The organism is Micromonospora sp. RTBAU3-60 (genome assembly GCF_054963695.1).
This window is the reverse complement of sequence record NZ_JBUEGB010000053.1, coordinates 1-16,011: the sequence shown is the minus strand read 5'-3', so window position 1 is coordinate 16,011 and position 16,011 is coordinate 1. Positions and strand designations below refer to the sequence as shown.

Below are 16,011 nucleotides of genomic sequence, written 5' to 3'. Positions count from 1 at the left end.
TGGCCCGGCGAACCTCGGCCCGCCGGACCACCACCATCAGGAGGTCATACCCGCCGCACGGCGACCGTCACCCACTCGCCCTCGCCGACCTCGCCGGCGAAGCCCTCGATCCCCTCGGCGAAGTCGACCGTGTCGGCCAGCACCTCCCGGGCCACGAAGTCGGTGTACGCGGACACCGCCGCGCGCACCTCCTCGGACGCCGACAGCGCCACCACGATCCGGTCCGAGACGTCCAGGTCGGCGTCCCGGCGGGCCTGCTGGATCACCCGGACCACGTCCCGGGCCAACCCCTCGGCGGCCAACTCCGGGGTGACCTCGGTGTCCAGCACGACCACGCCCTCGCCGCCGGGCAGCGGCGCGGAGTGCTCGACGTCGGCGGCGACCAGGCGCAGCTCGTACTCGCCCTCGTCGAGGGTGATCCCGGCGGCGACCGGGGCGCCGTCGACCAGCTCCCACTCCCCCGCCTTGACCGCCTTGATCACCTGCTGGACCGCCTTGCCCACCCGCGGGCCGAGCGCCCGGGGCACCACGGTCAGCACCTGCTGGCAGTACGCGGACACCTCGTCGGTGAACTCCACGTGCTTGACGTTCACCTCGTCGGCGACCAGGTCGGCGAAGGGCCGCAGCTGGTCCGCCCGCGGCGAGGCCACGGTCAGCCGCGACAGCGGCAGCCGCACCCGCAGCCCCTTGGCCTTGCGCAGCGACAGTGCCGCCGAGGCGACCGCCCGGGTGGCGTCCATCGCGGTCACCAGCTCGTGGTCGGCCGGGAACTCCGCCGCCGCCGGCCAGTCGGTCAGGTGCACCGACCGCTCGCCGGTGAGGCCGCGCCAGATCTCCTCGGCGGTCAGCGGCGCCAGCGGTGCCAGCACCCGGCAGAGCGTCTCCAGCACCGTCCACAGCGTGTCGAACGCCTCCGCGTCACCGGACCAGAACCGGTCCCGCGAGCGGCGCACGTACCAGTTGGTGAGCGCGTCCAGGTAGGACCGGACGGTGGCGCAGGCGCCGGAGATGTCGTACGCGTCCAGCTGCGCCTGCACCGTCGACACCAGCTCGTTCGTCTTCGCCAGCACGTACCGGTCGAGCAGGTGCGTCGAGTCGGTGCGGCGTCGGGCGGTGTGGCCCTCGGCGTTGGCGTAGAGCGAGAAGAAGTACCAGACGTTCCACAGCGGCAGCAGCACCTGGCGCACGGCGTCCCGGATGCCCGACTCGGTGACCGCCATGTCGCCGCCGCGCAGCACCGGCGAGGACATCAGCATCCAGCGCATCGCGTCCGACCCGTACGAGTCGAAGACGTGGTAGACGTCCGGGTAGTTGCGCAGGCTCTTGGACATCTTGCGCCCGTCCGAGCCGAGCAGGATGCCGTGGCTGAGGCAGTTGCGGAACGCCGGCCGGTCGAACAGCGCGGTGGCCAGCACGTGCATGGTGTAGAACCAGCCGCGGGTCTGTCCGATGTATTCGACGATGAAGTCGCCCGGGTAGTGGTGCTCGAACCACTCGCGGTTCTCGAACGGGTAGTGCACCTGGGCGAACGGCATCGACCCGGACTCGAACCAGCAGTCCAGCACCTCCGGCACCCGGCGCATCATCGACTTCCCCGTGGGGTCGTCCGGGTTGGGGCGGACCAGCTCGTCCACCGCCGGCCGGTGCAGGTCGCTCAGGCGTACGCCGAAGTCCCGCTCGAGGTCGGCCAGCGACCCGTACACGTCGACCCGCGGGTAGTTCGGGTCGTCGGACTTCCACACCGGGATCGGCGAGCCCCAGAACCGGTTCCGGCTGATCGACCAGTCGCGGGCGTTGGCCAGCCACTTGCCGAACGAGCCGTCCTTGATGTGCCCCGGCGTCCAGTTGATCTGCTGGTTGAGCTCGACCATCCGGTCCTTGAACTGGGTCACCGCCACGAACCACGACGACACCGCCTTGTAGACCAGCGGGGTGTCGCAGCGCCAGCAGTGCGGGTACGAGTGGGTGTAGGTGTCCTGCCGGAGCAGCACCCCCCGTTCCTTCAGCTCCCGGATCACCGACTTGTTCACGTCGAAGACCTGCTCGCCCTGGTAGGGCGGGACCAGCGCGGTGAACCGCGTGTGGTCGTCCACCGTGACGATGGTCGGGATGCCGGCCGCGTTGCAGACGTTCTGGTCGTCCTCACCGAAGGCCGGGGCCAGGTGGACGATCCCGGTGCCGTCCTCGGTGGTGACGAACTCCGCGCCGAGCACCTGGTACGCGTTCGGCCCGGCCTGCTCGACCAGGAAGTCGTAGAGCGGGACGTACCGGCGGCCGACCAGGTCGCGCCCGGACACCGTGCCGACCTGCTCGTACCCCTCCAGCTCCTTGGCGTACGCGCCCAGCCGGGCGGCGCCGACGACGTACCGCACGCCGTCGCGCTCCAGCACCGCGTACTCGATGTCGGGGCCGACGGCGAGCGCCAGGTTCGACGGCAGGGTCCACGGCGTGGTGGTCCAGACGCCCAGCCGCACCGGCCCGCGCAGCAGCTCCGGCGCGCCCTCGTCGGGGGTCAGCTCGAACCAGACCGACACGGTCGGGTCGTGCCGGTCCTTGTAGACGTCGTCCATCCGGGTCTCGGTGTTCGACAGCGGCGTCTCGCACCGCCAGCAGTACGCCAGCACCCGGAAGCCCTCGTAGACCAGACCCTTGTCGTGCAGGGTCTTGAAGGCCCACATGACGCTCTCCATGTAGTCCAGGTCGAGCGTCTTGTAGTCGTTGGCGAAGTCCACCCACCGGGCCTGCCGGGTGACGTACCGCTCCCAGTCCTGGGTGAACTCCAGCACCGAGGCGCGGCACGCCTCGTTGAACCGGGCCACGCCCAGGTCGAGGATCTCCGCCTTGCTGGTGATGCCCAGCTGCTTCTCGGCCACCACCTCGGCCGGCAGGCCGTGGCAGTCCCAGCCGAAGCGCCGCTCCACCCGGCGGCCGCGCATGGTCTGGTAGCGCGGCACCACGTCCTTGACGTAGCCGGTGAACAGGTGGCCGTAGTGCGGCAGGCCGTTGGCGAACGGCGGGCCGTCGTAGAAGACGTACTCGTTGGCCCCGTTCTCGCCCGCGTCACGGGCTTCCACCGAGGCCTCGAAGGTCTTGTCGGCCGTCCAGTGCTCCAGGACCCGGCGCTCCACCGCGGGCAGGTCCGGGCTCGCCGGGACGCCGGCGGCGGTCGGGTCGTGCAACGGATAGGCCATCGGGGGTCGCTCTCCTCAGCAGCAGCTCACTCGTCGTGTGGGTCTGCGAGGACGAGCCCTTCCGGTACGCCGTCACCGGCGCCCCGGGTCAGGCCCGCGGTACCACCCCGCTTGGCGGTCAAGGTGCGACCGCCCGCTCGTTGGCCGGCTGTGACGGGCCGGTCCCGTCCGGTTCTACTGGGCCGGTCACCCGGCTGTTCTTCCGGAGGCTCGCCGGTGATGGCCGGGTCGTCGCCTGTGTCCGACAAGCGTACTCGACCGGGCCGGCGCTCCGCCCCCGAGTATCGGCCCGGGTCGACTCGATCACCGCGGTCGCCGCCCCGGCTACGCTGACGCGGTGATCCGGATCGAGTTGGACGAGCCCACGCTGACCCGTACCCGGATCGCGACCAGCCCGCTCTGGGAGACCAAGTGCAGCCTCTACCTGCTCGACCGTTACCGGGACGAGGCACCCTGGCCGTACACCAGCTGGGCCCGACACGCCCACCGGGTGCTCGCCAAGCTTCCTGAGACGGCTCCGGTAAAGCTCTACTCCCGCACCGGCCCGTGGTACCCGGATTTCCTCGGCCCGGTGCCGCCGAGCGCGAGTCCGACCATCGAGGAGGAGCTGGCGGCGCTGCGCGCCACCCCGGCCGAGGTGATCGCCGAGCAGATCCCCCGCTACCACCGCCTCGACGACCTGCCGGACTGGCTGCGCCCGTTCGTCACCGAGCGGCAGACCGCGCTGGACCGGCTCGCCGACGGCCTCCAGACGTACTGGGACGCGGCGATCGCGCCCTGGTGGCCGGCCATGCGCGCGGCGCTGGACGAGGAGGTGCTGCACCGCGCGCGGGCGCTGGCCGCCGACGGCCCGGACGCGCTCCTGGCCGACCTGCACGAGCGGGTGCGCTGGGAGAAGCCCGTGCTGACCCTGGTCAAGCCGTCCGAGCGGCGCTTCGTCGTATCCGACCAGCGGCTGCTGCTGATCCCGCTGATCTTCTCCCGGGGCGCGCTGACCCACTCCACCGACCACCCCGAGGTCATCGCCGTCTCCTACCAGGCCCGGGGCGCGGTCCTGCTGGCGGACCGGCCGGCCGCCGACGCACCGCCAGCGGGCACCGGAACCGACCGGCTGGCGATCCTCCTGGGCCGGGGCCGGGCCCAGGTGCTGCGGGCACTGACCCGGCCGGCCACCACGGCCGGGCTCGCCGCCACCCTCGGGCTCGCCCCGAGCACCGTCTCCGAGCACCTCGCCGCGCTGCTCACCGCCGGGGTAGTGCACCGCCGCCGGGTCGGCCGGCGCGTGCTGTACGGACTGGAACCGGCCGGCCTGTCCCTGGTCACCCTGATCGGCGCCGACCCGGCGACCGCCTCCGCCTGAGGATTCGGCGAGCGCCGAATTCGTTTCCCCGCCCGCCCCGGCGTTCCTAGATTCGCCGAATGAGCGAACGAACCGAGCGAATCATCCGGCTCAGCGCGGCCGACCCTCATGACGGCCCGGAGCGAAGCGGAGGACCGGCATGAGCGAGCACGCGATCGAGGCGGCCGGACTGCGCCGCACCTACCGCAGCCGAACGGGATGGTTACGACCCCAGCGCCGGGAGGTTGAGGCGGTCCGCGGCGTCGACCTGACGGTCGGCAACGGGGAGCTGTTCGGCCTGCTCGGACCGAACGGCGCCGGCAAGACCACCACCATCAAGCTGCTGAACACGCTGCTCATCCCGACCGCCGGCACCGCCCGGATCTGCGGCCACGACGTGGTCACCGAGACCCGGGAGGTACGCCGGCGGATCGGGTACGTCTTCGGCGGCGACCGGGGCCTCTACGAGCGGCTCTCCGCCCGGGACAACCTGCGCTACTTCGCCGAGCTGTACGGCGTGCCGGGGCGGGAGCAGAAGCGGCGCATCGCCGAACTGCTCGAGCTGGTCCGGCTCGACGGCCGGGAGAACGAGCGGGTGGAGGGCTACTCCCGGGGCATGCGGCAGCGGCTGCACATCGCCCGCGGCCTGCTGCACCGGCCGAAGGTGCTCTTCCTCGACGAGCCGTCGATCGGGGTGGACCCGGTGGCCGCCCGGGAGCTGCGGCAGACGGTCGCCGACCTGGCGGCCACCGGCACCACCGTGCTGCTGACCACGCACTACATGGCCGAGGCGGACGAGCTCTGCGACCGGATCGCGGTCATCGCCAGCGGCACCATCCAGGCCCTCGGCACCCCGGCCGAGCTGCGGCGCCACGCCGACGGCCGGCAGGTGCTGGAGGTCGAGGCGTACGGGGTGACCGACGCCCAGCTCGCCACGATCCACACCCTGCCCGGCGTACGCGAGGCGAGCGTGACCGTCGCCGGGGCGGCCCAGGTGCTGACCGTGCAGTCCGACGCGGGGGTGGACGTGCAGGCGGACGTGCTCCGCGCGCTGGACGGGGTCCGGCTGGGCCGGGTCAGCGCCCGCCAGCCCACCCTCGAGGACGCGTACGTGGCGATCGTCAACCGGGTCGCCGCGCCGTCCCGCCCGCTCGAGGCGGTGGCGGCGTGAAGCTGCTCCGCATGATCGGGGTGGGGGCGCTGCTGCACACCAAACAGCTGAGCCGCTCCCCGTTCGAGATCGCCACCGCGCTGATCGTGCCGGTGGTGCAGGCCACCCTGGCCGTGTACCTGTTCCGGGCCGGCGGCGAGCCGGGCCGGCTGCTGGAGGCCGCCGTCGGCGCCGGACTGATGGGCGTCTGGTCGTCGGTGCTCTTCGGCTCCGGCGGCGCCATCCAGAACCAACGCTGGCAGGGCACGCTGGAGATGATCATGCTGGCGCCGCGCCCGCCCGCGCTGATGATCTTCCCGATCACGCTGGCCACCGCGGTCACCGGCACGTACGCCATGCTCGCCACCCTGCTCTGGGGCCGGCTGCTGTACGGCGTCCCGCTGGACTTCGCACACCCGCTGCTCTTCCTGCTGGCAGTCCCCGGCTGCGTGCTCGGGCTGGGCATGTTCGGCCTGCTGCTCGCCGCCACGTTCGTGCTCATGCGCAACGCGAACGCGCTGACCAACACCCTGGAGTACCCGATCTGGCTGGTCTCCGGGATGCTGGTGCCGCTCACCGTGCTGCCCGGCTGGACCGGCCCGATCGCCGCGGCGCTGCCCACCACCTGGGGCGCCCGGGCGGTCCACGAGGCGGCCAGCGGCGGACCGGTGTGGCCGTCCCTCGGCATCTGCCTGGCGATCAGCCTCGGCTGCCTGATCACCGGCGCGCTGATGATGACCTACGTCGAGCGACGGGCCCGCGCCGCGGCGACCCTCGCGCTGGCCTGAGAGGAAGACGATGACGGCATTCTTCCGGCTGATCGGCACAGGCGGCGTGATCGCCTACCGGGCCCTGTTCAACTGGACCACCCCGGCGATGTTCATCGGCTCGCTGCTGGTCGGCCCGATCTTCCAGCTGCTCTTCTTCGCCTATCTGGGGCGGCAGCTCGGGGTCGCCGACGACCGGTTCTACATCGTCGGCAACGCGGTGCTCGCCGCCTCGCTCTCCTGCGTCTTCGGCGGCACCATGGCGGTCGCCAACGAGCGACGCTTCGGCACCCTCGGGCACGTGCTGCTCTCGCCACGCAGCCGCACCGCGGTCTTCCTCGGCCGGGTCCTCCCGTACGCCGGGAACGGCCTGCTCATCGCGGTCAGCACGCTGACCGTGGGCTCGCTCCTGCTCGGCCTGCGGATGCCGCCGGACGCCCTGCCGGCCCTGCTGGCGACCCTGGCGGTGGCCTCGCTGTCCTGCGGCTTCTTCGGCCTCACCCTGGGCGCGCTGGGGCTGCGGTTCCGGGACGTCTGGGTGGTCTCCAACGTCTCGGTGGCGCTGCTGCTCCTGCTCACCGGGGTCAACGTCCCCGCCGAGGGACTGCCCGGCTGGATGCGCGCGGTGGGCCAGGCGCTGCCGATCACCCACGCCGCAGCGGCCGCCCGTCGGCTGGTCGCCGGCGAGGGCTTCGCCGCCGCGCTGCCCTCGCTCGCCGCCGAAGTCGGCGTCGGCCTCGGGTACGCGCTGCTCGCCGCCCTGCTGCTCAAACTGTTCGAGGCCGAATCCCGCCACCGCGCCTCCCTCGACACCATGTAACCGCCCTCCCCGCCCCCGCCGGTTGATCATGAGGTCGGCGGTGCCTTTGGAGATCCACATCGCCGTCAACCCCATGACCAACACGGGCGAGGCGCGTGACGGCGGGTGGGTGACGGTCGCATGACGGCGATCACAGCCCCCGGCTGTCACACCGTCGGGCCCGCCCACCGTCGTACGCGTGGAAAGCCGAACCGAGGGAGGCCGAAATGAGTCGGATCAACATGGCGGCGGTGGCGCCGGGGGCGTACCAGGCGGTGCTCGGGCTGGAGAAGTACGTCCAGGCGAACCTGGACCACACCGTGCTGGAGCTGGTGAAGCTGCGAGCGTCGATGCTCAACGGCTGCGCGTTCTGCGTGGACATGCACAGCCGGGACGCGCTCGCCGCCGGCGAGTCCAGCCGGCGGCTGTTCGCCGTCGCCGCGTGGCGGGACGCGCCGTTCTTCGACGAGCGGGAGCGGACCGCGCTGGCGCTGACCGACGCGGTCACCCGGCTCGGCGAGCACGGCGTGCCGGACGAGGTGTGGGACGCCGCGGCGAAGGTCTGGTCGGAGAAGGAACTGGCCGACCTGCTCGTCGCGATCGCCACAATCAACGTGTGGAACCGAATCTCGGTGAGCACCCGGAACGAGCCGCCGCTCGAGGTGTGACCACCACCGGGGCAGCGGAGGCGGCCGGTGCGCTCACCGCGCACCGGCCGATGCTGCTCGGCCTGGCGTACCGGCTGCTGGGCAGCCTGCACGACGCCGAGGACGTGCTGCAGGAGGCGTACCTGCGCTGGCTGGACGTCGACCGGGAGTCGATCGCCGAGCCGCGCCGCTACCTGTCGCGCGTGGTGACCCGGCTGGCGCTGGACCGGCTGCGCGCCCGGCAGGCGGCCCGCGAGACGTACGTCGGCCCGTGGCTGCCCGAGCCGGTGCCCACCGGCGCGGGTGGCCCGTTCGGGCCGCTGGACACGGTCGAGCAGCGGGACACGCTCTCCACCGCGGTGCTGCACCTGCTGGAACGGCTCACCCCACCGGAGCGGGCCGTGTACGTGCTGCACACCGCGTTCGCCCTGCCGTACGCCGAGATCGCCGACCTGCTGGACCGGTCGGCGGCGGACTGCCGGCAACTGCACCACCGGGCCGTGGCCCGGATCGCCGACGACCGGCGACGGTTCACCGCCGGGCCGACCGAGCAGCGACGGCTGCTGGACGCGTTCCTGGCCGCGGCCCGCGACGGCGACCTGGCCCGGCTGACCGACCTGGTCGCCGCCGACGCCACCGCCTGGTCCGACGGGGGTGGCCGGGTCCGCGCGGCGCGCAACCCGGTCTGCGGCGCGGACCGGATCGCCCGCTTCTTCGCCGGCGTCTACGGCCGCCGCCGCCCCGGCGTCACGGCGTCACGGGTCGAGCTGAACGGCGCGCCGGCGCTGCTGCTGCGCTGGCCGACCGGGGTCCGCTACACCCTCGCGGTGGCCGCCGCCGACGGCCGGATCACCGGCGTCTACCTGGTCGGCAACCCCGACAAGCTGGCCCGCGTGCCCGGCTGAACACGCCCGACGGCCCCGGTCCCGGTGCGGGACGGGGCCGTCGGCGAGGACGTCAGCCCAGCTCGGGGAACCAGAGGGCGATCTCCCGCTTGGCACTGTCGACCGAGTCGGAGGCGTGCACCAGGTTCTCCCGGTTGGAGAGGGAGAAGTCGCCGCGGATGGTGCCGGCGGCGGCCTTGCGACCGTCCGTGCTGCCGATCATCCCGCGCACCACCTCGATCACCTGGTCGCCGGAGAGCACCAGGGCCACCAGCGGGCCACCGATCATGAACGCCTTCAACGGCGGGTAGAACGGCTTGTCGACGTGCTCGGCGTAGTGCTGGTCGGCGAAGTCGCCGTCCATCGTCCGGGAGATCAGCGCGTCGATCCGCAGGCCCTTGCGCTCGAAACGGCCGAGGATCTCGCCCACCAGACCGCGGCGCACCGCGTCGGGCTTGATCAGTACGAGCGTGCGCTCGTCCGGGCTGCTGCTGGACACGCTGGGTTCCTCCTGTGCGCGGAAGCGGGTCGGGCTGGGTACGGTCAGCGTAGCGACCCGGTCCCGGCGCCGACGCGGCGGCCGCTCTTTCCCCCGGTCGCCGACACGGCCTAGCCTGGCCCTAGACCCCGGGAGGTCCACTGTGGCGAATGGCGGGAACCGACCCATCGCGCCGGTGCGCAAGCTGATCGGCGCGGTGCTGGGCACCGTGGCGACCTTCATCGTGCTGTTCGGGCTGGGCATGACGAGCTGGGCCATCGTGGCGCTCGGCGTCGCCCTGCTCGTGCTGGCGATCGCCCTCGCCACCGTACGCGGCGGCGGGCGCACCTGGGTGGTCGGCCTCGGCCACGTGCACAGCGCCTCCGAGCCGCCGACCCAGTACTCGTTCGGCCGCTGCGAACTCCAGCTGGTGATCGACGCGCCCGGGCTGCCGCCCCGGTCCAAGAAGATCATCGAGCCGCGGGTCCCGGTCGCCAAGTGGCCGTCCCTGGGCCAGGCCCTGCCGGTCCGGGTCGCCCTCGACGACCAGCGGCACGTGCGCGTGCTGTGGGACGAGGTGCCCACCCACGCCGAGACGGCCGCCGCGGTCGCCGACCTGCCGCCCGAGTACGCCGGCCCCGATCCGGTCGAGGAGGTGCTGATCGCGCAGGAGGCCCCGCCGTGGGTGGACCGCCCGGAGGACGACTTCCGCGACGATCTCCCGCCCGCATCGGACCCGCTCCTCGACGACGTCACCGGGCCGCCGGAGCAGCGCGAGCCGGTGGTGGTGCACCAGCGCCCGGGCGGCCCGGTGGTGCTGGAGGGCCAGTTCGTCGAGGCGACGACCGGCGGCTCGCTCCCCCGCCGGGCCACCCCGGCCCCGCGCCCGCCCGCCGAGGAGCGGTTCGACACGGTGCCGGTCGACCCGATCGACGTGCCGCTGGACGAGCCGGCCGCGGACGCGCCGCCGACCCCGGAGGAGCTGGACGAGGCCATCTTCGGGCCGACCGGCGACGAGCCCGCCGAGCTGGCCACGCCGATCAGCGGGGTCGGGATCACGCTGCTCGTCACCGACCTGGACCGGTCGCTCGACTTCTACCAGCGGCTCGGCTTCGACGAGCTGGACCGGGGCACCGGCAACGCCGTCCTCTCCTCCGGGGCGAACCGACTGGTGCTGCGCCAGGTGACCGGGGCCGCGCCGGTCAGCCGCCGGCTGGTCCACGTCAACCTGGAGGTCGACGACATCCAGGCCGCGTACGAGCGGCTGCGCGGATCCGGCGTCCGCTTCACGTACGCCCCGCGGGTGGTCAACCGGGGCACCAAGCTGGAGGTGTGGGCCGCGGCCTTCCGCGACCCGGACGGGCACGGCGTCGCCCTCACCCAATGGCGCACCCTCGCCGACGCCTGAAAGGGGCGGGCCTCCGGCCAACGCGCGAAGGCCCCTCCGCACCCCTGGTACGGCTCAGCCGAGGATGACCCGCCGGACGTGCAGCGCGTACGCCCAGACCAGGGCGAAGATGACCCCCAGCACGAGCAGTGACCAGTGCAGCAGCCCGGACAGCATCAACAAGCCCTGGAGCACCGTCCCGGCGTGCCAGGCCCACGACCGCTTCATCTGCCCGGCCAGCACCACGCAGGCCACCGCCAGCGCCACGATCGCCCCGACGGCGGCGCCGCTGAGGTGCCCGCCGACCACCCGGATCGGCTGGATGGCCAGCAGCAGCACCAGCGCCTCCAGGGCCAGCGTCCCGGCGCCGAGCCCGCGGACGGCCTTGTCCGGGTTCCGCAACCCGGATCGCCGCTCCCCCGGGCCGACCGGCGCGCCGTCCCCTGGGCCGCCGACCGGCGCGCCGTCGTCCGGGCCACCGGCCGGCGGGCCTTCGGCGCTGGGGCGCTCCTCCACCGGCCCGCTCATCGCTTGAGCAGCCGGCGGGCGTCGGCCACAGTCACCACCGATCCCGTGATCAGCACGCCGACCCCGGCCAGCTCGCCCGGCACGTCGGATTCGGCCTCGGCGACGGCTGCCTCGATGGCGTCCGGCATCTCCTCGGCGACCTGCACCCGGTCCGGCCCGAAGACCTCCCGGGCCAGCGCGGCCAGCTCGTCGGCCGGCATCGCCCGGGGCGAGCTGTTGCGGGCGACGACGATCGAGTCGAGCACCGGTTCGAGCAGCTCCAGCAGGCTGGCCGCGTCCTTGTCGCCGAGCACGGCGAGCACGCCGACCAGCTTGCTGAACGCGAACTCCTCCTGCAACGCGGTGACCGTGGCGGCCATCCCGTGCGGATTGTGCGCGCCGTCGAGCAGGATCGTCGGGGCGGTACGCACCTTCTCCAGCCGCCCCGGCGAGCTGGCCGCGGCGAAGCCCTCCCGGACGGCCTCGATGTCGAGCTGCCGCTTCGCTCCCGCCCCGAGGAACGCCTCGACCGCGGCGAGCGCGACGGCCGCGTTCTGCGCCTGGTGCGCGCCGTGCAGCGGGATGAAGATCTCCTCGTACACCCCGCCGAGGCCCTGGATGGTGAGCACCTGACCGCCGACCGCCACCGCCCGGCGCAGCACCCCGAACTCGGAGCCCTCGCGGGCGATGGTGGCGCCGACCTCGGCGCAGCGCTCTAGGATCGGCCGGGCGGCCTCCTCCTCCTGCGCCGCCGCGACCACCGTGGCGCCCTTGTGGATGATGCCCGCCTTGTGCAGCGCGATGTCCTCGATGGTGTCGCCGAGCCACTCGGTGTGGTCCAGCCCGATCGGGGTGAGCACCGCCACCCCGGCCTGGATCACGTTGGTCGCGTCCTCGGCGCCGCCGAGCCCCACCTCCACCACCGCGACGTCGACCGGCGCGTCGGCGAACGTGGCGAACGCCAGCGCCGTGGTCATATCGAAGTAGGTCAGCGACTCGTCGAAGCGCTGGTCGACCAGCTCGGCCAGCGGCGCCACCTCCCGGTACGTGGCGACGAAGCGCTCCTCGCTGACCGGCTCCCCGTCCAGGCTGATCCGCTCCCGGACGGTCTCCAGGTGCGGGCTGGTGTAGCGGCCGGTGTGCAGGCCGAACGCCCGCAGCAGCGAGTCGATCATCCGGGCCGTGGAGGTCTTGCCGTTCGTCCCGGTCAGGTGGATCGACGGGTACGCACGCTGCGGGCTGCCGAGCAGGTCGAGCAGGGACTCGATCTTCTCCAGCTCGAAGTGCATGCGGGTGAAGCCGCGCTCGTTGAGCGCGGCCTCCACCGCGGCGAATTCCGTACGGTCGGTCACGAGGGCAGCGCCTCCAGCGCGGCGTCGATCCGGACCAGATCCGCCTCGGCCACCGCGAGCCGCTCACGGATCTTGGCGACCACGGGCTCGGGCGCCTTGCCGACGAACGCCGGGTTGTCCAGCTTCCCCCGCGCCTGCGCGGCCTCCTTCTCGGCGGCCGCCCGGTCCTTGGTGAGCCGCGCCCGCTCGGCGGCCACGTCGATCGAGCCCCGGGTGTCCAGCGCGACGCTGACCTCGCCCGGCATGGCGAGGGTGGCGCTGGCCTGGAAGTCGTCGCCGGGGGCGTCCAGCCGGACCAGCGAGCGGATCAGCGGCTCGTGCGCGGCGAGGCCCGCCGGCCCGAGGCCGTCGAGCCGGGCCGCCACCCGCTGCGTCGGCCGCAGCCCTTGGTCGGAGCGGAACCGCCGGATCTCGGTCACCACCCGCTGCAGGGTGCCGACCTCGCTCTCCGCAGCGTCGTCGACTCCGGTACGGTCGGCCGCCGGCCAGGCCGCGGTGAGCACCGTCTCCCCGCCGGTCAGCGCGCTCCACAGCTCGTCGGTGACGAACGGGATCACCGGGTGCAGCAGGCGCAGCAGTTGGTCCAGCACATGCCCGAGCACCCGGCGGGTGGCGTCGGCCGCCGGCCCGCCCTCCGCGAGCACCGGCTTGCTGAGTTCCACGTACCAGTCGCAGACGTCGTCCCAGGCGAAGTGGTACAGCAGGTCGCAGACCTTGGCGAACTCGTACGCCTCGAACTGCTCGTCCACCTCGGCGGTCACGTGCGCCAGGCGGGACAGGATCCACCGGTCGACGGTCGACAGCTCGCTCGCCGGGGGCAGCGGCCCCTCGGTGTTCGCGCCGTTCAACAGGGCGAACCGGGTGGCGTTCCAGAGCTTGTTGCAGAAGTTCCGCGAGCCCTGGCACCACTCCTCGCTGACCGGCACGTCCTGACCGGGATTGGCACCCCGGGCCAGGGTGAACCGGGTGGCGTCGGCACCGAACCGGTCGATCCAGTCAAGCGGGTCGACCACGTTGCCGAACGACTTGGACATCTTCTTGCCGTGCTCATCCCGGACCATGCCGTGCAGCGCGACGACGTCGAACGGCGGCACGCCGTCCATCGCGTACAGGCCGAACATCATCATCCGGGCGACCCAGAAGAAGAGGATGTCGTACCCGGTGACCAGCACGCTGGTCGGGTAGAACTTCGCCAGGTCCGGGGTCTGCTCCGGCCAGCCGAGCGTGGAGAACGGCCACAGGCCGCTGGAGAACCAGGTGTCCAGGACGTCCTCGTCCTGCCGCCAGCCCTCGCCGGTCGGCGGCGCCTCATCGGGGCCGACACAGACGATCTCGCCGTCCGGGCCGTACCAGACGGGGATCCGGTGGCCCCACCAGAGCTGCCGGGAGATGCACCAGTCGTGCATGTTGTCGACCCAGGCGAAGTAGCGCTTGGCCAGCTCCGCCGGCTCGATCCGCACCCGGCCGTCGCGCACCGCGTCGCCGGCGGCCTTGGCCAGCGGGGCGGTGTTGACGAACCACTGCAGCGACAGTCGCGGCTCGACCGTGGTCTTGCACCGCGAGCAGTGCCCCACCGCGTGCACGTACGGCCGCTTCTCGGCCACGATCAGGCCCTGCTCGCGCAGCGCGGCGACGATCGCCGGGCGGGCCTCGTACCGGTCGAGCCCCTGGAACGGGCCGGGCGCCGTGATGATGCCCCGCTCATCCATGATCGTCAGCGAGGGCAGGTCGTGCCGCTGGCCGATCTCGAAGTCGTTGGGGTCGTGCGCCGGGGTCACCTTGACCATGCCGGTGCCGAAACTGGGGTCGACGTGCTCGTCGGCGACGATCGGGATCCGCCGGTCGGTGAGCGGCAGCGCCACCTCGGTGCCGATCAGGTGCCGGTACCGCTCGTCCTCCGGGTGCACCGCGACCGCCGTGTCGCCGAGCATGGTCTCCGCCCGGGTGGTGGCCACCACGACCTCGTCGCTGTAACGGATCGAGATCAGCTCGCCCTCGTCGTCGGTGTGCTCCACCTCGATGTCGGACAGCGCGGTGAGGCAGCGGGGGCACCAGTTGATGATCCGGTTCGCCCGGTAGATCAGGCCGGCGTCGAAGAGCTTCTTGAACATGGTCTGCACGGCCCGGGACAGGCCCTCGTCCATGGTGAAGCGCTCGCGGTCCCAGTCGACCGCGTCGCCGAGCCGCCGCATCTGGCCCAGGATGGCGCCGCCGGACTCCGCCTTCCACTGCCAGACCCGCTCGACAAACTTCTCCCGGCCCAGGTCATGGCGGGACAGGCCCTCGCCGGCGAGCTGCCGCTCGACCAGGTTCTGGGTGGCGATGCCGGCGTGGTCCATGCCGGGCAGCCAGAGCGCCTCGAAGCCCTGCATCTTCTTGCGCCGGGTGAGGGCGTCCATCAGCGTGTGCTCGAACGCGTGGCCCATGTGCAGCGAGCCGGTGACGTTCGGCGGCGGGATCACGATCGTGAAGGGGGGCTTGTCGCTCTCCGCCGACGCCCGGAAGTGGCCGGCGGCTACCCACTGCTCGTACCGTCGCTGCTCTACCTCACCGGGCTGGTACTGGCCGGCAAGGGTCGGGGCGTCGGGGCGTCGGGCATCCAGTCTCTCGGTCACCCTGAAAGTCTACGGAGCGCTTCTGGAGACCCGACGTGCGCCACCTCTTGTTCGCGTACGGTGGCGGACATGTCCGACGCACATCTCACCGAGCGTCCGGTCGACGACGGGCCCGAGCCGGTCGACCTGACCGACGAGCCGATCCAGCTGAGCCGCCGGGACCCGGCGCTGGAGCCCGAACGGCGCCCCGTCTCGCGCCGGCGCCGTGTCGCGCTGGGCGCGGCGCTGGTCGTCGGGCTGGCCGGTCTGGGGGCGCTCGGCGTGGGCGGCTGGCGGGTGCTGGACCAGAAGGACACCACGTTGACCACGCCGGTGAAGGTCGCCGGGCTGACCCGGGACGACAGCGAGGGCGCCCGCACCACCGCGGACTACCTCCGCAACGGCCTCGCCGCCGACATCGACCTGGACCGGAGCTTCGGCACCGTCTACAGCGACCCGGCCGACGCGAAGCGGGCGGTGCTCGTGTTCGGTGGCACCACGTTGCTCTGGCAGCCGGGGCGGGACCTGGACACCCTCTTCGGGCTGATGGCCGACGAGACCGGCAAGGTGAGCGGCCTGCACGAGGTGGACGCGGGCCGTCTGGGCGGCGTGATGAAGTGCGGTACGACCGGCGGCGAGGGCGGCGATTTCGCGGTCTGCGGCTGGGCCGACCATGGCAGCGTGGTGATGGCGATGTTCGCGGGCCGTTCCGCGGCGGATTCCGCCGTGCTGTTCCGTCAGTTGCGTGAGGGCATTCAGAGCCGCTGATCCGGGTCCCGGCACGCCGGCGGCCGGCGGCTGCCGGCCCGGTGGCCAGGAAAGCGCAGCCAAGAGCTTCCTGATTGCGTCGCCTTGGACGCTAACGCAGTCGAGGGCCGACCCTGCTGGGGCGGCCCTCAGAAAGAAGGAGACGCGG

At 72.6% G+C, this 16,011-nt stretch carries 13 protein-coding genes; 8 read left to right on the top strand and 5 right to left on the bottom strand.

The window, feature by feature from the left end:
* Positions 1 to 44: 44 nt before the first annotated feature.
* On the bottom strand, positions 45 to 3,191 hold the full coding sequence (ileS, locus tag ACY34I_RS31010) for an isoleucine--tRNA ligase (RefSeq protein ID WP_462758661.1): 3,147 nt from the start codon (positions 3,189 to 3,191) through the stop codon (positions 45 to 47).
* 337 nt (positions 3,192 to 3,528) lie between these two features.
* Here ileS and ACY34I_RS31005 point away from each other — a divergent pair, with 337 nt between their 5' ends.
* From ACY34I_RS31005 to sigJ, 6 genes are all read left to right on the top strand, one after another.
* The gene (locus ACY34I_RS31005) at positions 3,529 to 4,551 is read left to right on the top strand and encodes an ArsR family transcriptional regulator (protein WP_462758659.1); all 1,023 of its coding nucleotides are present in this window, start codon (positions 3,529 to 3,531) and stop codon (positions 4,549 to 4,551) included.
* Positions 4,552 to 4,690: 139 nt separating this feature from the next.
* The gene (locus tag ACY34I_RS31000; protein WP_462758657.1) at positions 4,691 to 5,701 is read left to right on the top strand and encodes an ABC transporter ATP-binding protein; all 1,011 of its coding nucleotides are present in this window, start codon (positions 4,691 to 4,693) and stop codon (positions 5,699 to 5,701) included.
* On the top strand, positions 5,698 to 6,468 hold the full coding sequence (locus tag ACY34I_RS30995) for an ABC transporter permease (protein WP_462758655.1): 771 nt from the start codon (positions 5,698 to 5,700) through the stop codon (positions 6,466 to 6,468). Before ACY34I_RS31000 ends, ACY34I_RS30995 begins: the two co-directional genes overlap by 4 nt.
* A 10-nt stretch (positions 6,469 to 6,478) precedes the next feature.
* Positions 6,479 to 7,267 (top strand): ABC transporter permease, encoded by a 789-nt coding sequence (locus tag ACY34I_RS30990; RefSeq protein WP_462758653.1) that lies wholly within the window; start codon positions 6,479 to 6,481, stop codon positions 7,265 to 7,267.
* A 206-nt stretch (positions 7,268 to 7,473) separates the two neighbouring features.
* Positions 7,474 to 7,914, top strand: coding sequence for a carboxymuconolactone decarboxylase family protein (locus ACY34I_RS30985; protein ID WP_462758651.1), 441 nt, complete (start codon positions 7,474 to 7,476; stop codon positions 7,912 to 7,914).
* Entirely contained in the window at positions 7,911 to 8,798 is an 888-nt protein-coding gene (sigJ, locus tag ACY34I_RS30980) for an RNA polymerase sigma factor SigJ (protein WP_462758649.1), read from the top strand. Before ACY34I_RS30985 ends, sigJ begins: the two co-directional genes overlap by 4 nt.
* Positions 8,799 to 8,850: 52 nt before the next feature.
* On the opposite strand, the gene ndk is transcribed toward sigJ, so the two are convergent.
* Positions 8,851 to 9,276: a nucleoside-diphosphate kinase gene (gene ndk, locus ACY34I_RS30975; RefSeq protein ID WP_148797377.1), complete on the bottom strand. Its 426-nt coding sequence runs from the start codon at positions 9,274 to 9,276 to the stop codon at positions 8,851 to 8,853.
* A 142-nt stretch (positions 9,277 to 9,418) separates the two neighbouring features.
* Here ndk and ACY34I_RS30970 point away from each other — a divergent pair, with 142 nt between their 5' ends.
* Positions 9,419 to 10,663, top strand: a complete 1,245-nt coding sequence (locus tag ACY34I_RS30970; protein WP_462758647.1) for a VOC family protein — start codon at positions 9,419 to 9,421, stop codon at positions 10,661 to 10,663.
* Positions 10,664 to 10,717: 54 nt separating this feature from the next.
* Here ACY34I_RS30970 and ACY34I_RS30965 read toward each other — a convergent pair whose 3' ends face one another.
* From ACY34I_RS30965 to ACY34I_RS30955, 3 genes are read right to left on the bottom strand one after another with little or no spacing between them, the layout of a single operon-like run.
* Entirely contained in the window at positions 10,718 to 11,170 is a 453-nt protein-coding gene (locus tag ACY34I_RS30965) for a DUF4233 domain-containing protein (protein ID WP_462758645.1), read from the bottom strand.
* Positions 11,167 to 12,501 (bottom strand): bifunctional folylpolyglutamate synthase/dihydrofolate synthase, encoded by a 1,335-nt coding sequence (locus ACY34I_RS30960; RefSeq protein WP_462758643.1) that lies wholly within the window; start codon positions 12,499 to 12,501, stop codon positions 11,167 to 11,169. Before ACY34I_RS30960 ends, ACY34I_RS30965 begins: the two co-directional genes overlap by 4 nt.
* Entirely contained in the window at positions 12,498 to 15,116 is a 2,619-nt protein-coding gene (locus ACY34I_RS30955) for a valine--tRNA ligase (RefSeq protein WP_462758641.1), read from the bottom strand. The genes ACY34I_RS30960 and ACY34I_RS30955 overlap by 4 nt, the downstream gene beginning before the upstream one ends.
* Before the next feature lie 69 nt (positions 15,117 to 15,185).
* Between ACY34I_RS30955 and ACY34I_RS30950 the strand changes: the two genes are divergently transcribed.
* On the top strand, positions 15,186 to 15,863 hold the full coding sequence (locus ACY34I_RS30950; RefSeq protein ID WP_462758639.1) for a hypothetical protein: 678 nt from the start codon (positions 15,186 to 15,188) through the stop codon (positions 15,861 to 15,863).
* Positions 15,864 to 16,011: the final 148 nt, after the last annotated feature.

Excerpts from the sequence above, each read along its gene's own strand:
- ileS (WP_462758661.1), bottom strand. The coding sequence starts at position 3,191 with ATGGCCTATCCGTTGCACGACCCGACCGCCGCCGGCGTCCCGGCGAGC.
- ACY34I_RS31000 (WP_462758657.1), top strand. The coding sequence starts at position 4,691 with ATGAGCGAGCACGCGATCGAGGCGGCCGGACTGCGCCGCACCTACCGC.
- ACY34I_RS30990 (WP_462758653.1), top strand. The coding sequence starts at position 6,479 with ATGACGGCATTCTTCCGGCTGATCGGCACAGGCGGCGTGATCGCCTAC.
- ACY34I_RS30985 (WP_462758651.1), top strand. The coding sequence starts at position 7,474 with ATGAGTCGGATCAACATGGCGGCGGTGGCGCCGGGGGCGTACCAGGCG.
- ACY34I_RS30965 (WP_462758645.1), bottom strand. The coding sequence starts at position 11,170 with ATGAGCGGGCCGGTGGAGGAGCGCCCCAGCGCCGAAGGCCCGCCGGCC.
- ACY34I_RS30950 (WP_462758639.1), top strand. The coding sequence starts at position 15,186 with ATGTCCGACGCACATCTCACCGAGCGTCCGGTCGACGACGGGCCCGAG.